The 18201-nt window shown below is 42.8% G+C and carries 16 protein-coding genes; 9 read left to right on the forward strand and 7 right to left on the reverse strand.

The annotated features are described in order from the left end of the window. Nucleotides 1-9: 9 nt before the first annotated feature. The gene (locus AC1XUD_RS11565; RefSeq protein WP_483361155.1) at nucleotides 10-348 is read left to right on the forward strand and encodes a DUF2853 family protein; all 339 of its coding nucleotides are present in this window, start codon (nucleotides 10-12) and stop codon (nucleotides 346-348) included. Nucleotides 349-524: 176 nt separating this feature from the next. Here AC1XUD_RS11565 and AC1XUD_RS11570 read toward each other — a convergent pair whose 3' ends face one another. The 3 genes from AC1XUD_RS11570 to AC1XUD_RS11580 all read right to left on the reverse strand — a co-directional run bounded on the left by AC1XUD_RS11570 (nucleotide 525) and on the right by AC1XUD_RS11580 (nucleotide 4793). Then, entirely contained in the window at nucleotides 525-1919 is a 1395-nt protein-coding gene (locus AC1XUD_RS11570; protein ID WP_483361156.1) for an efflux RND transporter periplasmic adaptor subunit, read from the reverse strand. 33 nt (nucleotides 1920-1952) lie between these two features. After that, nucleotides 1953-3446 carry a TolC family protein gene (locus AC1XUD_RS11575; protein WP_483361157.1) on the reverse strand — a complete coding sequence of 498 codons (1494 nt, stop codon included), beginning with the start codon at nucleotides 3444-3446 and terminating at the stop codon, nucleotides 1953-1955. 111 nt (nucleotides 3447-3557) lie between these two features. After that, on the reverse strand, nucleotides 3558-4793 hold the full coding sequence (locus tag AC1XUD_RS11580) for a nucleoside recognition domain-containing protein (RefSeq protein WP_483361158.1): 1236 nt from the start codon (nucleotides 4791-4793) through the stop codon (nucleotides 3558-3560). 309 nt (nucleotides 4794-5102) lie between these two features. Here AC1XUD_RS11580 and AC1XUD_RS11585 point away from each other — a divergent pair, with 309 nt between their 5' ends. Both AC1XUD_RS11585 and AC1XUD_RS11590 read left to right on the forward strand, forming a co-directional pair. Further along, the gene (locus tag AC1XUD_RS11585; RefSeq protein WP_483361159.1) at nucleotides 5103-6107 is read left to right on the forward strand and encodes a sterol desaturase family protein; all 1005 of its coding nucleotides are present in this window, start codon (nucleotides 5103-5105) and stop codon (nucleotides 6105-6107) included. A 17-nt stretch (nucleotides 6108-6124) separates the two neighbouring features. Next, nucleotides 6125-6613 (forward strand): hypothetical protein, encoded by a 489-nt coding sequence (locus tag AC1XUD_RS11590; protein ID WP_483361160.1) that lies wholly within the window; start codon nucleotides 6125-6127, stop codon nucleotides 6611-6613. A gap of 50 nt (nucleotides 6614-6663) precedes the next feature. On the opposite strand, the gene AC1XUD_RS11595 is transcribed toward AC1XUD_RS11590, so the two are convergent. From AC1XUD_RS11595 to AC1XUD_RS11610, 4 genes are all read right to left on the reverse strand, one after another. After that, on the reverse strand, nucleotides 6664-7113 hold the full coding sequence (locus tag AC1XUD_RS11595; RefSeq protein ID WP_483361161.1) for a hypothetical protein: 450 nt from the start codon (nucleotides 7111-7113) through the stop codon (nucleotides 6664-6666). 158 nt (nucleotides 7114-7271) lie between these two features. Continuing rightward, nucleotides 7272-8192: a sugar phosphate isomerase/epimerase family protein gene (locus tag AC1XUD_RS11600; protein ID WP_483361162.1), complete on the reverse strand. Its 921-nt coding sequence runs from the start codon at nucleotides 8190-8192 to the stop codon at nucleotides 7272-7274. 7 nt (nucleotides 8193-8199) lie between these two features. After that, nucleotides 8200-9489, reverse strand: a complete 1290-nt coding sequence (locus AC1XUD_RS11605; RefSeq protein ID WP_483361163.1) for a Gfo/Idh/MocA family protein — start codon at nucleotides 9487-9489, stop codon at nucleotides 8200-8202. Between the two features lie 212 nt (nucleotides 9490-9701). Further along, nucleotides 9702-11228 (reverse strand): S8 family serine peptidase, encoded by a 1527-nt coding sequence (locus AC1XUD_RS11610; protein WP_483361164.1) that lies wholly within the window; start codon nucleotides 11226-11228, stop codon nucleotides 9702-9704. A gap of 306 nt (nucleotides 11229-11534) precedes the next feature. Between AC1XUD_RS11610 and AC1XUD_RS11615 the strand changes: the two genes are divergently transcribed. The 6 genes from AC1XUD_RS11615 to AC1XUD_RS11640 all read left to right on the forward strand — a co-directional run bounded on the left by AC1XUD_RS11615 (nucleotide 11535) and on the right by AC1XUD_RS11640 (nucleotide 18106). Further along, nucleotides 11535-12824, forward strand: coding sequence for an aminopeptidase P family protein (locus AC1XUD_RS11615; protein WP_483361165.1), 1290 nt, complete (start codon nucleotides 11535-11537; stop codon nucleotides 12822-12824). A gap of 158 nt (nucleotides 12825-12982) precedes the next feature. After that, the gene (locus tag AC1XUD_RS11620) at nucleotides 12983-13612 is read left to right on the forward strand and encodes an MgtC/SapB family protein (RefSeq protein WP_483361166.1); all 630 of its coding nucleotides are present in this window, start codon (nucleotides 12983-12985) and stop codon (nucleotides 13610-13612) included. 270 nt (nucleotides 13613-13882) lie between these two features. Next, nucleotides 13883-14749, forward strand: coding sequence for an EboA domain-containing protein (locus tag AC1XUD_RS11625; protein WP_483361167.1), 867 nt, complete (start codon nucleotides 13883-13885; stop codon nucleotides 14747-14749). After that, nucleotides 14733-15761 carry a TatD family hydrolase gene (locus AC1XUD_RS11630; protein ID WP_483361168.1) on the forward strand — a complete coding sequence of 343 codons (1029 nt, stop codon included), beginning with the start codon at nucleotides 14733-14735 and terminating at the stop codon, nucleotides 15759-15761. The genes AC1XUD_RS11625 and AC1XUD_RS11630 overlap by 17 nt, the downstream gene beginning before the upstream one ends. Nucleotide 15762: 1 nt before the next feature. Next, a complete protein-coding gene (eboC, locus tag AC1XUD_RS11635; protein WP_483361169.1) occupies nucleotides 15763-16632 on the forward strand; it encodes a UbiA-like protein EboC in 870 nt (289 codons plus the stop codon). A gap of 280 nt (nucleotides 16633-16912) precedes the next feature. Continuing rightward, nucleotides 16913-18106 carry a 3-dehydroquinate synthase gene (locus AC1XUD_RS11640; RefSeq protein ID WP_483361170.1) on the forward strand — a complete coding sequence of 398 codons (1194 nt, stop codon included), beginning with the start codon at nucleotides 16913-16915 and terminating at the stop codon, nucleotides 18104-18106. The last annotated feature ends 95 nt before the right edge of the window (nucleotides 18107-18201 follow it).

Below are 18201 nucleotides of genomic sequence, written 5' to 3' on the forward strand. Positions count from 1 at the left end.
ACATACAATATGAGCAAGTTGGATGAATTAATTGCCACTTACCAGGAGGAAGCTAAAAAGATCAATGTTTCAGTCGATACCGATCTTTTGCTAAAAGTCACGAGAGGACTTGGCCCTTCGGTCCATAACGCTGATTCTGCGAAGGTTGCATGCAGCGACCAATCTGAACTTGATCGGATTAAGAAAAGCTTTCTGACCGGAAAACTGGGATTGCCTGATGGACCCGAACTCGATGCTGCTTTGACTGAGGTTTGCGGTACTTTCGGCAGCTCCAGCAGAAACAAATTCAGGGCTTTGTTTTATTACCTGCTGGTTAAAAAATTCGGTAAGGAGTCCATTTATGCCTGATCGTTTAATAAAAATCAAACTAGCACGACAGCGCCGAATGATTTCATTTGAAGGACATTTAACATATTAATTTATACCTGAAAATAAAAAATCCTTGCAGCAAAGCCGCAAGGATTTCTCTTTTAACCTAAACTAAATCGAACTTATTACTTAAGAACAACGCTGTCTTTAGGTTTTTAATTTGATTTTTTATCCTCTTTTTTCTCCTCTACCTTCTTTTTTTCCACTAAGTCACCAGTATTCAGGGTTTTAGAAACTACAATATATGGCCCTGAAATAATCACATCGCCTACTTTCAAGCCGGACTTGACCTCGATATTTTCAAAATCGCTAATGCCGGTGGTTACTTCTTTCATCACGGCTTTTCCGGCCACATCGACAAACACAACTTCTTTTATCGGCTCTTCCTTTTTGGGTTTGCTTTTATCTTCTGTTGGTTGATCGTTATTTTCTTGATTAGCATCGGGCGCAGGTTTATTATTCCTTGTGGTTACCGCCGCGATCGGAACAGAAACAACACCGTTCTTTCTTTCTGTAATGATTTCGACCGACGCCGTCATACCAGGTTTGAAAGGATATGATTTCTTGGAACGCTTTGCCATTAAGTCTGCAAAGGAATCATTCAGGATTTTCACTTTCACTTCAAATTCCGTTACGGCGTCAGCAGAAGTGCTCGCCGCGGAGGTGGAAGAAGCCAGACCGGCCGCAGTATTTGCTATCTCTTTTACAATACCCTTAAATTTCCGACCAGAAGAACTATATGCATCCACATCTATTTCCGCAGTATCGCCCAAAGAAACTCTGACGATATCGTTCTCATTGACATTTACGCGCACCTCCATATTAGCAAGGTTGGCGATACGCATCATTTCAGTACCAGCCATTTGAGAAGTACCCACCACGCGCTCTCCGGCTTCCACATTCAACAACGAAATGATACCACTAACCGGAGCGAAAATGCTCGTCTTTCTAAGGTTTTCGGCAGCATCGCGTAAACCCGCTTCTGCACTTTTAATATTGTACTGTGCAGCAGAAACGTTCGCCTGCGCAGAAGCAAGATCCTGTTTGGCGACATCATAATTGGATTGGAAAGTTTCGAAATCCGATGCTGATATCACTTTATCGCTATATAGTTTTTTGTTTCTGTCAAAATTAGCTTTTGCCTGAACCAGCCTAGCTTCCGTTTGTGCAACAATCGCTTTGGTTTGCTCGTAATTGGCCTTGCTGGAATTAACAGCAGCCTGAGCTCTGGCCATCAACGACTCGTAATTATCCGGACGGATTTTCAGCAAAAGTTGTCCTTTCACTACGGAATCGCCTTCTGCCACGAGCAGACTCGTGATCTCGCCGGACACGTCAGGGCTGAGTTTTACCTCTACTTCAGGTTGCACTTTCCCCGAGGCGCTTACACGTTCGATGATATCCGTTTTCTTAACCGTGGCATATTCCACTTCCGTTGTTTTTGGTTTCCCGATCAGCCCGGCCTGTTTGGCTCCAAACAAACCTCCGATGAGCAAAACAACTACCACTCCTGCTATCCACCATATTCTTTTTGACGATTTCCGGGCCATTTCGTATTGCTGGTTTCTATTATAGTTTATAAATCAAAAGTCGGACAGAGGGCGGTTCATGTAAAAATCAAGAACCTTTGTTCTGAAAACGTAATCGTATTTTGTTTGAACGAGATTCGCATTGGCTCTGTCCAGATTCGCTTTGGCGATGTTGTAGTCAACCGAGTTGATAGCTCCTACGTCAAATTTAACTTGCGATACTCTGAAGGTTTCCTGCAAAGCACGAACCTGATTGGCGGTGGCCGAATATCGTTTCGCGGCGTTGGTCATATCAATATAGGCCTGTTCCACATTCTTCCGGATCGTCAAAGCCACCTGCTGCGCCTGATATTCAACAGTCTTCTGCTGAATTTTGGCGTTCGCCACATTATATTTTACCTGGAAGTTTGTAAAAATTGGAATACGTAGATTAAGGTTAATAGAAGCATTCCTGTTTCCGTCCAACTGATTGAGATAACCAAACTCCTGAATAGATCCGTTTGGAACAGTCACCTTATTGATGACTGGTGCAATCAAATCATTATATCTGACAAAACTTGTTGTCGACTCTTGCTCTACAACAGTGCTTCCGCTACCGTCTGCTACAAAACGTTGTTTTGGTGCAACGCTCGAATAGGCGGTATATAGCCCAGCGTTTAAAGAAAGGGAAGGCATAGCCGCGCCTCTTGCTATTTCAATAGAACGTTTTGCAGACTCAATTCTGAAATTAGCGGCCTGCATTTGAGGCAAGGAAGCCAAGGCTATTTCATAAACTTCCTGTATTGTCGCATCATATGCTTGTAACGTCGGGTCTTTCACGTCAATCGCCACGATATTGATATTGTTGGTTCCCGGCATATTCATGAGTTGTTTGAGATTCAACTCTGCAATACTCAGGTTGTTTTGCGCATTAACAAGGGAAAGTTCATCATTGGCCAGCTGTGCTCTCAGATCCAGCAAATTGCTTTCCGCCAATGTTCCTGCTTCAACCAATTGCGCTGTACGACCTACCTGAAGTGCCGAAGCATCTACCTGCCTTTGAGCGACCTGAATAAGCTCCCTGTTCGAAACAATTTGAAGATATGATAAGGCAACGTTCAACATCAGGTCATTTCTTGCCGCAGCAAGGTCCTTTTGGGAAGCCTGAAGATTGTATCCGTTTCGTTTAACAGTGTTCTGAAGTTGAAACCCGTTGAACAAAACCATGGATGAACCAATCTGAAAATTGCTGGAACTTACGTTCTGCTGAACATATAAGTTGGTGTAGGGGTCAATATTACGACCTGAACTGAATCCCTGACCTGCGCTAAAGCTAAGACTCGGCCAGCGTTGCCATTTCGACTGCTGAAAATAATTATCGCTGGTGTTAACCTGTAACTCTGATATCTTCACCTGTGGGTTGGTTTCCAGCGCAACCCTGATACAGTCCTCAAGTGAGTATGTATCGGCCTCTTGATTAACATCCTTTTGCGCAGACACTTGCTGCAGGGACGCCAATGATGTCATTGCTATGGCAAGGATGAATGACTTGGGTAACATTTTAAGCATAATTCTCTGAGTTGAATATTCAATAATAGCTGATGAAGTCCTATACGCCCACCCATTTTGGACGGACGGTTGCATATGCTGTTTAAAAGGCGTTTAGAGAATATGTTCCGTTCAATGAAAAAATAAATAGCCTAACCAGATCCCCGCCACCACCCCGATCATATCGGCGATGAGTCCGGCAACGATGGCATATCTCGTATTTTTTATTCCAACAGAACCAAAATAAAGTGCGACTATATATAAAGTAGTATCTGCAGATCCCTGAAAAATACAAACTAACCTCCCCACAAACGAATCTGGCCCGAATTCTTTCATCGCGTCAATCATCAACGCGCGTGCCCCGCTGCCACTCAATGGTTTCATCAGAGCAACTGGAAGCGCATCTGTGAAATCAGTATTCAGGGTTGTCAGTGAAAAAAGCCATTTTAAACCATCAATTACATATCCCATAGCTCCGCAGGTACGGAATGCACTAATAGCGACCAACAGCCCTACCAAATATGGAATTACCGTAAAAGTTGTTTGCAGTCCTCCCTTTGCACCCTCTATAAAGGCATCGAAAACATTGACTTTTTTAACAAGCCCTGCCAAAAGAAAACCCGAAACGACAAGGAGCAAAATCGAGTTGCCTGTAAAAATGGATATTTTCTCAATCTGCGCCTGCGGTAATCCTGACAAATACCATAACGCAAGTGCCATAAACGCAGTCACTGAACCCAGTCCGAGTAATATGGTTCGATTCCATAGATTGGTTCTCTGCCAAAGTGCGGTTATAATCATACTGGTAACGGTCGTCACATAGGTTCCTACCACGCACGGAATAAAAACATCTGATGGGCTGGCGGCTCCTAAAATAGCACGTTGAGCGATGATCGTTAGTGGAATAATCTGCAGGCCGGAAGTGTGCAGTACCAAGAACATAATCTGAGCATTGGAGGCAGTATCTTTGCTGGGATTGAGCTCCTGCAGACTTTGCATAGCCTTAAGACCGAATGGGGTAGCAGCATTGTCAAGGCCCAGCATATTGGCCGAAAAATTCATAATCATCTGACCATTAGCTGGGTGATCCGCCGGAACCTCTGGAAAAAGCTTATTGAAAAATGGACCAATGAAACGAGCGAGTACGTTGATTATACCCGCCTTTTCACCCACATTCAATATCCCTAAGAAAAAAGTCATGACGCCAGTAAGCGGTAAAGCTATGTCCATCACCGCCGTCTCCGACATATCGAGCATTCCTTCAACAATTGCTTTAAAAGTCAGCACATCGCCGGTCAGAAGAAATTTTAAACCAGCGATCGCAAACGCGATCACAAAAAAAGCTACGAAAATGTAGTTTAATACCATAAACAGACTTTTGAGTAAAGAAAGGCTCGGGATTGGAACTTCAAATATCCATTGTTATTCAAATCGCAATATCGTGTTTTCGCGCTACAATCAACAGAAATTTGTGCCTCAGAGTGAATATAATTGAGATTCAAGGCTAAATCCGCCTTTAAAAGATTTTCGTTGGACACATGCCTATAACTCCCTGATAATTCGTTTCATATATGAAATCAATAGAACTTCTTGTTATTTAAGATTACTATTTACGGTATTTATTCGTGACGAATGACTTTGTATGAACATACTTATTAATTTTTTGCAAGGACCACCATGGATTTTATCAACACAATTGTCAAAGAGTTTACAGGCTTCTTTGGCTACCACGGGCTGCTGGAAATCATCAAATCCGGCGACTATGGCCAACTTTTAACCCTTGAGGGAATAAAAAAGGGATTAGGCCCATTTATTCCGGTTTTGCTCTTTTTTGAAATCATCAGGAGTGTTTTCTATAGGCGATATACGTTCTCCAATTACAAAATATCCCTTTTTACTTACGTTCTCAACAGGTTCATATCCAGATTTATTTCCATTGCCATGGTGGCGCTCTGCATAGGTTTATTTGAACCTTATGCAATCTTCAAAACTACCTTTACATGGTACTGGCTAATTTACGGCTATATTGTCTGGGAGCTTTCGCACTTTGTATATCACTATTATGGCCATAAAGTGCGGCTTTTCTGGTGTTTGCACTCAACCCACCACGCCCCGGAGTATATGAACCTTTCGGTAACCTACGCACACTTTTTTCTGGAAGCTCCATATGCAGATATAATCCGTACCACCATATGTATTCTGTTGGGCGTGAATCCCCCGTTACTTTTTCTGATCATGTTTATCGACGGAACCTGGGGTGCGTTTATTCACGTCGGAGAAAATATCTTGAAAGACGGCAGGCTGGGCTTCCTGAACAAGTATATCCTGACGCCATCACACCATCGGGTTCATCACGCAAAGAATCCGTTATATATGGATACCAATTTTTGCAATCTCCTTAATATCTGGGATCGGGCTTTTGGGACTTTGCAGGATGAAAAAAAGGACGTAGAAATTGAATACGGTATCACGCGCCCTATGAAAAAAGGCGATTTTCTGGATGCTTATTTTGGAGAATTTTACTGTTTAATCAAAGACGTATATCACGCTCCGGGTTTGAAAAACAAAATACTTTATATCTTTATGCCGCCGGGCTGGAACCATACGGGTGACCACAAAACGGCTACAATAGTCAAAAAAGAGTATTTTCAGGATCACGATAAGCAAGGAACTCTGGTTTAGCACAATTTCACACACGTATGTTCAGAATATTTTTAGTAGTAGCCGGCCTCGCTATATTCTCCTGTGCCAAAAAAGAAAAAACTGCTAATGAGCAGGAACAACTTCCAACCGTGGTAAACGACACTATTCCAGAAATAAGGGATGTTGTGAACAAAAAAGCGGTTGCTTCATATGAAGAAAAATTCCAGGACAAGGACAAACTGAACAACTGGAAATTTGCGGTTGAAGCTTTTGAAACAAAGAATACCTTTCAATATATTCTTAAAATTCAGTATATCGAATTGCGGGTTAGTGATACACTTAACATTCCAAACTTTGGAATTCAACCAGTAATTGAGCTCCAGAAAGGAGATAATGACCTGTCGTGTATAGTAGGTTTTCAGGATAAGAAAAAGGCATTCAACGAATACAAACTAGTCGAAGTTGTAAACGGTGAATTGAAGATCCGAACTTTGCAACAATATCGGCGGGGCTTGTATCAGAAGAAGAAAGGTTCTACAAAGTAATGGGTGATGGAGGCATTTGCTGCGATGTCTCCATTCTAGTATCCCTAGGTTTAGTTCACTGCAGTATTCAGACGATATCGAGGCTTCGTTACTGGAGCAAATCCCATTCTTGTACTGCCAGCAACGGGCAGATAATTCTGTATACTGTCTAAAGGAGTTTGCATTTTAGCCAAGGCATGAATCTGCTGCTTTGTTGCCATAAAACTATGTGAAATACCGCTTCCCGGATCAGTCTCAACCAATAAAACGCCCTCTTTGATAAGTTCATAACTGATACATGGCCCGCTAGCGAGGACCTTATAGCTATCATACCAATTAAAGTAGTCTCTGCGAATTACGTCGTCCAGTTTTTGAAGTGTCAATGCTTCGCACTCCTGTGAACATGTGCTACACTTTACGGATCCGTAATTATAATTACAAGCCTGATAGATTAGAAAAAGCGCGATAATCGGAAAATAAACAAAGACGTTTCTTATCGTAATCAGCTCAAATTTTTTCATTTTTCTAAAGCTAGGAGAATGACGATTGATATACTTTCGGACAGATGGCTGAGAACTAATTCTCTCAAATTTTAACTGATGTCAACCTCAACAATACAAAAAGGCAGGTATTATAAGAAAACTTATAATACCTGCCTCTTCGACTTTATCAATAATTTCTAAGCCTTGAAAATCTCATCCATTTTCTCACGAATCGTGAGTAAACGTTTGCGATCTCCTCCCGATACTTCGGCAGACGCCCAACCGGAATAACCTATTTTTTTCAATGCTTTATTAACTTCCGGCCAGTTGCAGTCTCCGTCAAAAAATTCAACGTCGAAACCCTTCCAAAGTCCTTCGTCGTTCTGCTTTTTAAAACTGAACTCTTTCAAATCAAGCTTAAGGATACGCTTGTTCAGGCCTTCGATCCAGGATGCTGGCCAGCTGTAACGCAATACATTGCCTACATCGAAATACCAGCCCACCATCGGGTGTTTGAAGTCATCCACATAACGCGCTGCTTCGAGCGGGCTCAGCAGAAACTGATTCCAAACATTTTCGAAAGCGATTTTAACACCGGTTTCTTCTGCAACGTGAAGAACTTTGCGAATCTCAGCCTGAGAACGCTCATATGCTTCTGCGTAAGTTACATCAGCTTTTACTACACCCGGTACTACCAATAATGTGGTACCGCCATATTTTTTAGTATCGCGTAATGCCTTTTCTATCGATTTGGTGCACTCCGCTCTTTTCGCAGGATCTGGATCCGACAATGGATATTTCCAGTGAAAAGAATTGACAGTACCTGGGAGTAGCAGACCTGTTTTGTCACGAGCAGCCAATACCTCCTTCATATCGAGATCATTAGGAGAATCCAGCTCAACGCCGTCATAACCCAGATCTTTTAACAATTTAAATTTATCCATGACGGACAAATCTTCTTTCACCATCCCCCACTTCAGGCTTTTCTTCACCATAGGTTGCGCTGCCGGAGCGGTATTGTGGTTGATCAGATTAGATGCCTCAGCGACAACAGAACCTGAAAAGGTAGCAGCCGAAGCTGCTAACGTGCTTTTCAAAAGAAAATCTCTTCTATCCATATACAGATCAGGAGAAAGCTGTGATACCTGGTTTCGCAACTTCAACGATCGGTGGTGTCATCTGGAAGCTATATGCATCAGGACCCAGTTTCTCAGTTGAATTTAACGCCTGTTCCCAGGTAATTCTTTTTCCGGTATATGCGGCCATTCTACCCATAATCGCAAGCAATGTGCTGTGCGCCATAAATTCACCGTCATTGATCAATTTGCCGCTACGGATAGACGCAAACAGCTCATTGTGTTCAGTTTGGTACATATCATTCTGAACGCCATCGTATTTCCACGGATTTTGTCCATATATCTCATGCACGTTACGTGCGCAGTTTGCCATGGCACGGCCTTTGGTTCCTATCGTTTCAACCAGGTAACTGTTTTCACAGTTCGCCTGCTGACGAGAGTGGTGGAAACCTTTAACACCGTTTTCGTATTCGTAAGTAACCGCGAAGTGGTCAAAAATATTTCCGTACAATGATTCAGTTCTTACCTGACGACCACCGGTTCCAACTACCGAAAGTGGTAATTTTCCGCCCATCGCCCATGACATCATATCAATACTGTGAACAGCCTGCTCGACGATATGATCACCTGCCAACCAGGTATAATAAGTCCAGTTGCGAAGTACATACTCAGCGTCAGTCCATCCTGGTTGGCGTGGGAAAGACCAAAGCGTACCTGTGTCATACGTATTGTAAATTGCTTGAATATCACCTACTGCTCCGTCTAAGACTCTTCCAAAAGTGGCACGTTTTGGTTCGTGATATCTCCAGCAAAAGCCAGACATTAAAGAAAGATTTTTCTGCTTCGCCAATTTGGCAGCGTCCAACACCTTTCTTACACCCGGCGCATCTACCGCCACAGGCTTTTCACAAAATACGTGTTTTCCTGCCTTGATAGCCGCAGTAAGGTGTTCCGGACGGAAATGAGGAGGCGTTGCTAACAACACAACATCCACACCCGAGTCCAAAACTTTTTGGAATGCGTCAAAACCAAGGAACTTATGACCTTCATCCACTTTCACTTTCGCTCCGTGAATTTTGGTAAGGTTTTCCAGAGAGGAATCCATTTTATCTTTAAAGATATCTCCCATTGCATGCAAAACCACATTGGGGTCAGCTTTGAGTGCCTGATTGGCGGCGCCCGATCCACGACCTCCACAACCGATCAAGCCGATCTTAAGTGTATCACTGTTAACACCGGCAAATGCGCGGTTTGGGTTAAGAATTGCGATAGTCGGAAGCGCGCTACCTGCTACTGCCATTCCTGCCATCTTCAAAACATCTCTGCGAGAAGTATTCATTGTAACTCAGGATTAGGTTTTAGGATAAATAAGAAGCCCGATACGCATATCTATGCCTATCGGGCTCGCGAAGCTCTAAAATTAAAGAATTATGTTGAAAAGTGTATCTGAAACCTTTAAAAAAATTTAACGTGTGCTCGTTACCGCAAATAGAATAACTTGCAAAATTGACATTTGACAGACGTTTATTCTGCGAAAAGCGGATATCAAACTTAGTTCCATTCCACCTCAATAACGGTGTTTTTGAGGTCAATTGTCGTGAATTTCTCGCCATTTTGACGTTTTAAATTCACCTTCCCGTTCTGCACTTTTGCTACCTGCTGACTCATCACATCCTTACTATTTTTCTTCCGGTATATGGCAACAAGCGGCTCGTCTGTTGACACGTCTATATCCACATTCCGGCCCTTTGCCACAATCAATTGAGAATTGTTGGGAAGATATGGTGCTTTGATTAAAGCCATCGCGCGCGAAGCCTGAGGCACACCGTAGCCAACAAAATTGTTACCATATGGATACAAATGCGCTGATTTTTCGATTAAAGATATCAGTTCCTTGTTAGTCAGATTTGGATTAGCCTGTAGCAGACAGGCAGCAAAACCAGTGATAACCGGTGCTGATAGCGAAGTTCCATATAGAGAGAAGCAGGAGACATTCGGCTTCACATAGGATAAGAATTCTGGCCCGACGCTGCTATACCCTATTCTATTCCAGAGTTTGCTGTTCGTCGCCCCGATAGACAAAACTCCTTGCGCATCTGCGGGTGCGGAAACTATACCCCAGCTTTTGTCATCACCTTCATTCCCCGCTGATACTATAATTGTAATTCCCTTTCTGTCTGAAGCAATTTGCGCTGCCCTTGTGATCGCGCTAGTTTTTCCATCCATTTGGCTTGGACTATAATTTTCACTTGGGTCTGAAAACCCTTTTGCGTAACCCAATGAAGTATTGATCAATCGAACACCTAGGCTGTCCATCCATTCCATCGCCGCGATCCAGTTATCCTCCTCCCCGCGATATTCTTTCATGGAATAATCCGTGCGGGCTAGGTAAAATTTGGCGTTTGTCGCAACCCCATATTGCATTTGATCTTTGAAATCAATACCTGAAATGGCGGCGAGAACCTCCGTTCCGTGCATATCGGAAAACGATTCAGCGGTACTGAATAGCAATTCTCCCGGCCGCCCTCTTCTTACATAATCCCTTATTCCTAGTATCCGTTTGTTATTGAATATCTGACTTAATGAAAAAGAAGAATCGGCTCCATAAAACCCGGCGTCGATGACTCCAATTGTGACATTATCCGCCGTAATATTATTTTTCTGAAATACATCTGCCTGGACCTGCGACATTACCGGCGCCATTTGAGCTTTTTCAATTGGCTGTGTTTGAGCTACATAAAAACCTGGGTCAATCATCACGATTTTCGAAACGAAATCCATTTTGCTCAAGTTTTCCACCTGCTCGTGCGACAGATTCGCCGAAACCGCGTTCAACCATTTTGAACGGTTGACAATCTTAACTGATGCCTCTTTTAGCTTTGATTCGTATTGGCTGTTTACCGGAAGATCCGTCTCTTCAAATATTGGAAGCCCAAGTCGCAGACGGTTGTCCAGCGTTTGTTTCGATACAGCGGGAGTCGCTTTTAAATCCTTATTTTTAAGGTATATCCAATATTTTGGATTTGCTGACGACAACAATGGACACAGCAAGAGAAGGAGCAAGAGGCATCTTTTCATTCTTTATGATATAGTTAGGTTTTTCGTCAAAGACAAACACAAACTGCGTGATAATACGAAGACTTCCAAATCAGCATTTCCCCTAAAGAGCCGCCGGGAGATCGAATATTCTTCAGATTTTCAATACAATGAATGGGAAGCCAAGAATTGTCAGAAAATGGTTATTCGATTGTAACATCGCCAAAATTTATCTGAAAAAGCTCGTTCCAGTTAGCTGTGATTATATTCTTTAATGTTATTAAACTTCTTAATTGCAATATAAACGTAATTTTGCAAATTAAATTTCAGTTACAAAAAATACGGATAATGCGTTACTCATCCATAGATAATTCTCTTTTTATCGACAACCGCCGACGACTTGTTAAGCTTCTGAGTCCAAAGTCAATGGTGGTTCTGAACGCCAACGATATACTTCCTACAAACGGGGATGGCACCATGAGTTTTAAACAAAACTCTGATCTGTTTTATCTCACCGGTGTCGATCAGGAGGAAAGTATTCTGGTACTCTGCCCCGAACATCCCGATGAACGGTTTCGCGAAGTACTTTTTCTAAGGGAAACCAATGAAACGATTGCTGTGTGGGAGGGCGAAAAGCTTTCAAAGGAACAGGCGCGTGCTGTAACCGGGATAGAGACCATCTTTTGGACGCACCAATATGACACCGTTTTCAGGAATATCGTTTTTGAGGCGGACAAGGTATATCTGAATACTAATGAGCATACCAGAAACGATTCGCTGACGCAAACGAGGGAGGATCGTTTCATTAGCCATTTCAAATTGGCATACCCTCTGCACCACCTGGCAAGGCTATCGCCTTTGATGCACCAGCTTCGGGCGGTGAAAAATCCGATTGAAATACAATTGATGCAGCAGGCTTGTAATATCACCAAAGCAGGATTTGAACGCATATTGAAATTTGTAAAACCGGGTGTTCACGAATTTGAAATTGAAGCGGAGCTGATTCATGAGTTCATCAGAAATCGGTCAAAAGGTTTCGCATATCAGCCGATTATCGCTTCGGGAGCCAATGCGTGTGTTCTTCATTACATCCAAAATGATCGTCCGTGTCTGGATGGCGACGTGATATTGCTTGACGTGGCTGCGGAATATGCGAATTACAATTCAGACCTTTCGCGCAGTATTCCTGTAAATGGTCGTTTTACCAAAAGGCAGCGTGATGTTTATGAAGCGGTTTTGAGAGTTTTCAAAGCCTCCAAAGATATGTTGATATCTGGCAATATCTGGGACGATTATCATAAAGAAGTGGGTTCGATTATGGAAAACGAGCTCATCGGACTAGGACTGATCACCAAAGATGATATTGCCAAGCAGGATCCGGAATGGCCTGCCTATAAAAAATACTTCCCTCACGGAACGTCACATTTCCTCGGCCTCGACGTGCATGACGTGGGCAATAAACACAGACGCTTCGAGCCTGGAAATGTATTTACTTGTGAACCAGGTATTTATATCAAAGAAGAAGGATTGGGAATCAGGCTTGAAAATAATATCCTGATCACTGAAAATGGCAATATTGATCTGATGGCTGATATCCCGTTGGAAGCAGACGAGATTGAGACTATCATGAATTCGTAGTAGAAAACGTTTAACCACGGAGTTTACGGGGTTTTGCACCGAGTTACGCAGAGTTATAGCTGAGTAGATAAAAGAATGGAATAAACGTTTTGTATCATAAACTCAGTGTAACTCCGTGAGAGACTCTCTGAACTCCGTGGTGAATAACAACCAAAAATATGCATCTGGAAAACGAAGACCTTTATAAATTATTGATATCCTTTGCCCTGGGGCTGATCATCGGGTTTGAAAGAGAGTATCGTAGTAAATCTGCAGGTTTGAGGACGATGATTCTGATTTCTGTCGGCACTACATTATTCACCATTCTTTCCATCAAAATCAGTGCTGATGCTGGCCGCATCGCTGCCAATATCCTGACAGGTATCGGTTTTATTGGCGCAGGGATCATTTTCCGGGAAAATAACCGGGTGGTGGGAATTACAACTGCTGCTATCGTTTGGGTTACTGCAGCCCTTGGAATGGGCATTGGAGCAGGATATTACTATTTGTCTATCGCCTGTTTCGTTATATCCGGTTTTTCGCTGGTGATTCTCTCTCCGCTGCAAAACATGATCAGGAGATATAATCAAATCCGTAATTACCGGCTGATGTGTGTGTACGACAAGCAAGCATTGACTAAATACGAAGATCTGTTTCGCCAATACGATTTGAAAATATTGAGATCTGAACAAAGTAAAACCGGAAGCCATATCAGTGGTAACTGGATTTTACAAGGAACCGAGAAAGCACATATGGAACTTACGAATCGATTATTGAATGATAATGCAGTTGTAGAGTTTGATTTTTAAATCAAATTTCAAACTCGGTGTTAGGAGAATTTATCGCAGACTGCGCAGACAAATAAAACTCTGTGTAGCTCAGCGTTACACTCCTTTAACTCTGCGTTTAAATCAAAAAATAGCAGACCACTAAAACTTCAATTGTTTTGATTGCGTTATAAAAGTGCGTAATAGTCCTTTATAAAGTGAACATGTTCCGTATCATTATTTTGAATAACTTTTATTGTTGTTTTTGCTAAGGATACAGGTAACCTTTGTCTACAAATAAATTTAACCCCTATGTCAAGTACAATTCAGCAAAAAATATGGGCTTTGATTTTGCAATATGCATCGCCCACCGAAGCTGACTGGCTGGCAGATAAGAGCGTTCAGGGTCCGATGGAGATCATGACGGCATTTGTCTCTGCTCCCAGATTTCTTTCCAAAAAAACAATTGAGGGTACCCATATCATAAATGACAATGCCGTAACCCTTGAAATTTCAGGGTGGTCGTTAGTGACTTTGTCGCGTGTTTGGTTGTTAACGCAGCTTGACGACAGCTCTAAAGAGCCGTATATCAAGAATATAGAAACGCTTTTCGACACCGCTGAAATGAAGGAATTAGTTGCCCTATATTCCGCACTTCCAGTTCTCTCCTACCCCGAACAATGGCTTTTCCGGGCTACCGACGCAGTTCGGTCTAATATGGGATTGGTATTCGACGCGATTGCCTTACACAACACCTATCCGGAAAAATACTTCAGCGAACTGGCTTGGAATCAGCTTGTTTTGAAAACCATTTTTAACGATAAGCCTATTCATTTCATTATTGGACTGAAAAATCGTGCGAATGAACATCTTGCATATACTCTTTCAGATTTCGCGCATGAACGTTGGGCGGCTGGCCGTTTCGTGGCACCCCAGGTTTGGCGATTGGTTAGCCCATATATGAACCAAACCCTAGTTGCTGATATGAAGCATTTGTTCGAATCGGGGAATGCAGATAACCGGAAAGCGGCGGCAATTGCCTCTTACGAATCGGGTTATGCACCTGCCTTAATATTGCTTTCAGAATTTCCGGAATTAGAAAAAGAAGTTGCTGCCGGTACGCTTACCTGGGCAGATATCGAATTTACAGACCTCAATACCTATGTGCCTCAACCATAACGAAAATATCCCGAACCCGTCTCATTTTGACGAGACCGATGAGCATATCGCATCCCCGGCTCACCGTGATATAGAATGGAACGACTACCGCGACCTGATTAAAGGTATGCGCTTTTTTGACCCGCATATCCATATGGTTTCGCGCACGACTGACGACTATCAGGCTATGCACGCCGCGGGAATTGTAGCTTTGATCGAACCTGCATTTTGGGTGGGCCAGCCGAGGACAGGGCTTTCCAGCTTCAAAGATTATTACAGCAGTTTGGTTGGCTGGGAGCGTTTCCGTTCTTCCCAATTTGGCATTAAACATTATTGCACGATGGGGCTCAACTCCCGGGAAGCTAATAATGAGCCACTAGCAGAACAGGTAATGGAGATATTACCCCTTTACATATATAAAGAAGGGGTGGTTGGTATTGGAGAAATTGGCTTTGATGACCAAACGGCTGCTGAAGAAAAATACTATCGTTTACAACTTGAATTGGCAAAGAAAGCCAACCTTCCGGTTCAAATCCATACACCTCATCGTGATAAGAAAAAAGGTACGGAACGGAGTATGGCCATCGCGCTGGAACACGGCATCGATCCTTCGTGGGTGATTGTGGACCATAACAATGAAGAAACTGTAAAAAGTGTGTTAGACCAAGGCTTTTGGGCTGCCTTCACCATTTATCCGTTTACCAAAATGGGAAATGAACGTATGGTTAAAGTGGTGGAACAATATGGTCCTGAGCGCATAATGATTAATTCCGCAGCTGATTGGGGAATTTCTGATCCGTTAGCTATTCCAAAAACAGCCGCGCTAATGAAAATGAGAGGAATATCCGACGAAGCGATCCGGCTGGTTACTTATCAAAACGCAATTGATGCGTTTGGTAAAAGCGGACAGATTGATACCTCTGATTTTGAGTCAGGGTTGGAGGCGGATCCGACCGAAAAATTTCATGGCAACTCCATTTTAAGAGGAGGCCAGCAACTCAACCCCACCAGGGATTCCCTTGTAATACAATAAAGTGAACGATATAAAACCCTACTTGCAGTTAACCCGGCCTGCAAACCTTGTCACGGCAGTTGCCGATATATTAGCAGGACTGGCGATTGCCCAGTTTACGTTTTCAGATTATTCTCCGTTGCCGTTAGTCATATCCACGATCGGGTTATACGGTGGTGGTGTAGTTCTAAACGACGTTTTCGATGCAAAACTTGACGCTATTGAAAGGCCGGAACGACCAATCCCCAGCGGTAAAGTTTCGTTGACCGCTGCGTCTGCTTTGGGTATATCTCTGCATGTGATCGGTGTTGCGAGCGCAGGTTACTTCAGCCCGTTGAGCGGCAAAATTGCCTTTATTATTGCGCTTTTGACCATTTTATATAATCGTTTTGCAAAACATCACTCCTTTTTCGGACCTGTTGTGATGGGAATGTGCCGTGGCGGAAATTTGCTTTTGGGTATGAGCGTGTTTCCTGAGTCTTTTCAGCAATGGGGTTTAATTGCACTCGTACCTATCATATATATTGGTGCGATCACGATGATCAGCCAGGACGAGGTGCATGGCGGAAAAAAGAAAACGCTTTACATTGCAGCTGTACTTTATCTGATCGTATTATTGGTACAAATGTATATCGCGTCGGGTAAGGGAAATCTGCTCTGGGCGAGTCCTTTTATTTTATTACACGCCTGGCTGATCGGCCGACCGTTGTGGAATGCAATTCAAAATCCAATTGGTCCTTTGATTGGCAAGGCTGTAAAGGCGGGAGTAATTTCACTGATCGTCATGAACGCCTCGTGGTGTATTGTTTTCGGTTTCTGGCCGGTTGCATTGGCTGTGCTGGCGTTGCTGCCGCTAAGTTTATATCTAGCGAAAGCGTTTGCGGTTACTTAGCTTTTAGCAGTTAGGGGTCAGCTTTTAGTTTTCCGTTGATCTTGGTTTTTTCCGGATTCGCGAAAATCGTTAGCGCCCTGCGTGAAAGCTTTTAAAAAATGTATCTTAACATACTGATTTTGATATATTTACGAAACAAATTATCAGTTTAGAAATACAATTGCCACTTTGATTCACCATATCGCACTATTAAAATAAAATTAGAAATAAAGATAATCACCGATGACTGAAGTACTTTTGCGCTTAATTAATGTTATGCTAAGACAGTTACGATCAGAAATTGAAGTCCTTAACCCACATGCAACCGATTAACCAAAAATTTCAGATATTTTATGAGTACTCAGTTTTCTTCACCGAGCACTTGTTTGACATCAGTAATACTACCCTCAAAGATTATTTTTCAGCAGTTCAGGAATCGGGCTTTCAGCGCAAAGCCCTGATAATCATGGATGAAGGATTTGTGAGTTTGAATCCGGATATTCCGACTCAGATTAAATCATACTTTTCAGAATCAATATCGCATATCCGCCTTGCCGACGAAATTATCACAGTAACTGGTGGAGAAGCGTGCAAAAACGATCCCGCTATTTTTGAGAAACTGGTTGAAGCAGTTGACCATCACGCCATCGACAGGCATTCGTTTATCGTCGCGATTGGTGGTGGTGCGATATTGGATTTAGTGGGATATGCCGCAGCAGTTTCACATAGAGGTATCAAATTGATACGCATTCCAACTACAGTTTTGTCGCAAAATGATTCAGGTGTTGGGGTGAAAAATAGTATAAATTTCAGGGGGAAAAAGAATTTTCTTGGAACATTCGTGCCTCCGGTAGCCGTTTTTAATGACCTTACTTTTCTCAGAACGCTCGACGATCGCGACTGGCGTTGCGGAATTGCAGAAGCTATCAAAGTTGCATTGATCAAAGATGCTTCGTTCTTTGAATGGATCGAACAAAATGTCAAAGCTTTGGTTGACAGAGACGAGCAGGTGATGGCCTATCTGATCCACCGTTGTGCAGAAATGCATACTGACCATATAGCGGGCGGCGATCCTTTCGAGTTCGGCTCTTCCCGACCACTGGATTTTGGCCATTGGGCAGCTCATAAACTAGAATATCTTACCAATTTCACGCTTCGTCATGGTGAGGCGGTGGCGATTGGTATTGCTTTGGACTGTATATATGCTAAAGAAAAGGGTATGCTGAGCCTGCAGGATTTGACGAGAATTCTCAATACACTTTCAGGTTTGGGTTTTGAGCTATATCACCCTCATTTGTCTGAAAACAATAAAATTAATCTCCGGAACGGAATTGAAGAATTCCGGGAGCACCTGGGTGGCCAGCTGACAATTATGCTGCTGGAATCCATCGGAAAAGGTGTTGAGGTTCACGAACTGGATGCGGATCTCATTTCTAAATCAGTTGACGAACTGGAAGAATTGCATTTTCATGCGAATCCCACGCATCAGATTTAAGTAAAAGGCATCCGCGGTTAAGTTAAAATTGCCACAAACAATCTAAGACACTAAGGAGTTTGTAATCAGCACTCTATTCCTAGTGACTTCGTGGC

This window comes from Dyadobacter sp. HNCC25DJ184 (assembly GCF_056895215.1).

Excerpts from the sequence above, each read along its gene's own strand:
- AC1XUD_RS11565 (WP_483361155.1), top strand. The coding sequence starts at position 10 with ATGAGCAAGTTGGATGAATTAATTGCCACTTACCAGGAGGAAGCTAAA.
- AC1XUD_RS11570 (WP_483361156.1), bottom strand. The coding sequence starts at position 1,919 with ATGGCCCGGAAATCGTCAAAAAGAATATGGTGGATAGCAGGAGTGGTA.
- AC1XUD_RS11575 (WP_483361157.1), bottom strand. The coding sequence starts at position 3,446 with ATGCTTAAAATGTTACCCAAGTCATTCATCCTTGCCATAGCAATGACA.
- AC1XUD_RS11580 (WP_483361158.1), bottom strand. The coding sequence starts at position 4,793 with ATGGTATTAAACTACATTTTCGTAGCTTTTTTTGTGATCGCGTTTGCG.
- AC1XUD_RS11585 (WP_483361159.1), top strand. The coding sequence starts at position 5,103 with ATGGATTTTATCAACACAATTGTCAAAGAGTTTACAGGCTTCTTTGGC.
- AC1XUD_RS11590 (WP_483361160.1), top strand. The coding sequence starts at position 6,125 with ATGTTCAGAATATTTTTAGTAGTAGCCGGCCTCGCTATATTCTCCTGT.
- AC1XUD_RS11595 (WP_483361161.1), bottom strand. The coding sequence starts at position 7,113 with ATGAAAAAATTTGAGCTGATTACGATAAGAAACGTCTTTGTTTATTTT.
- AC1XUD_RS11600 (WP_483361162.1), bottom strand. The coding sequence starts at position 8,192 with ATGGATAGAAGAGATTTTCTTTTGAAAAGCACGTTAGCAGCTTCGGCT.
- AC1XUD_RS11605 (WP_483361163.1), bottom strand. The coding sequence starts at position 9,489 with ATGAATACTTCTCGCAGAGATGTTTTGAAGATGGCAGGAATGGCAGTA.
- AC1XUD_RS11610 (WP_483361164.1), bottom strand. The coding sequence starts at position 11,228 with ATGAAAAGATGCCTCTTGCTCCTTCTCTTGCTGTGTCCATTGTTGTCG.
- AC1XUD_RS11615 (WP_483361165.1), top strand. The coding sequence starts at position 11,535 with ATGCGTTACTCATCCATAGATAATTCTCTTTTTATCGACAACCGCCGA.
- AC1XUD_RS11620 (WP_483361166.1), top strand. The coding sequence starts at position 12,983 with ATGCATCTGGAAAACGAAGACCTTTATAAATTATTGATATCCTTTGCC.
- AC1XUD_RS11625 (WP_483361167.1), top strand. The coding sequence starts at position 13,883 with ATGTCAAGTACAATTCAGCAAAAAATATGGGCTTTGATTTTGCAATAT.
- AC1XUD_RS11630 (WP_483361168.1), top strand. The coding sequence starts at position 14,733 with ATGTGCCTCAACCATAACGAAAATATCCCGAACCCGTCTCATTTTGAC.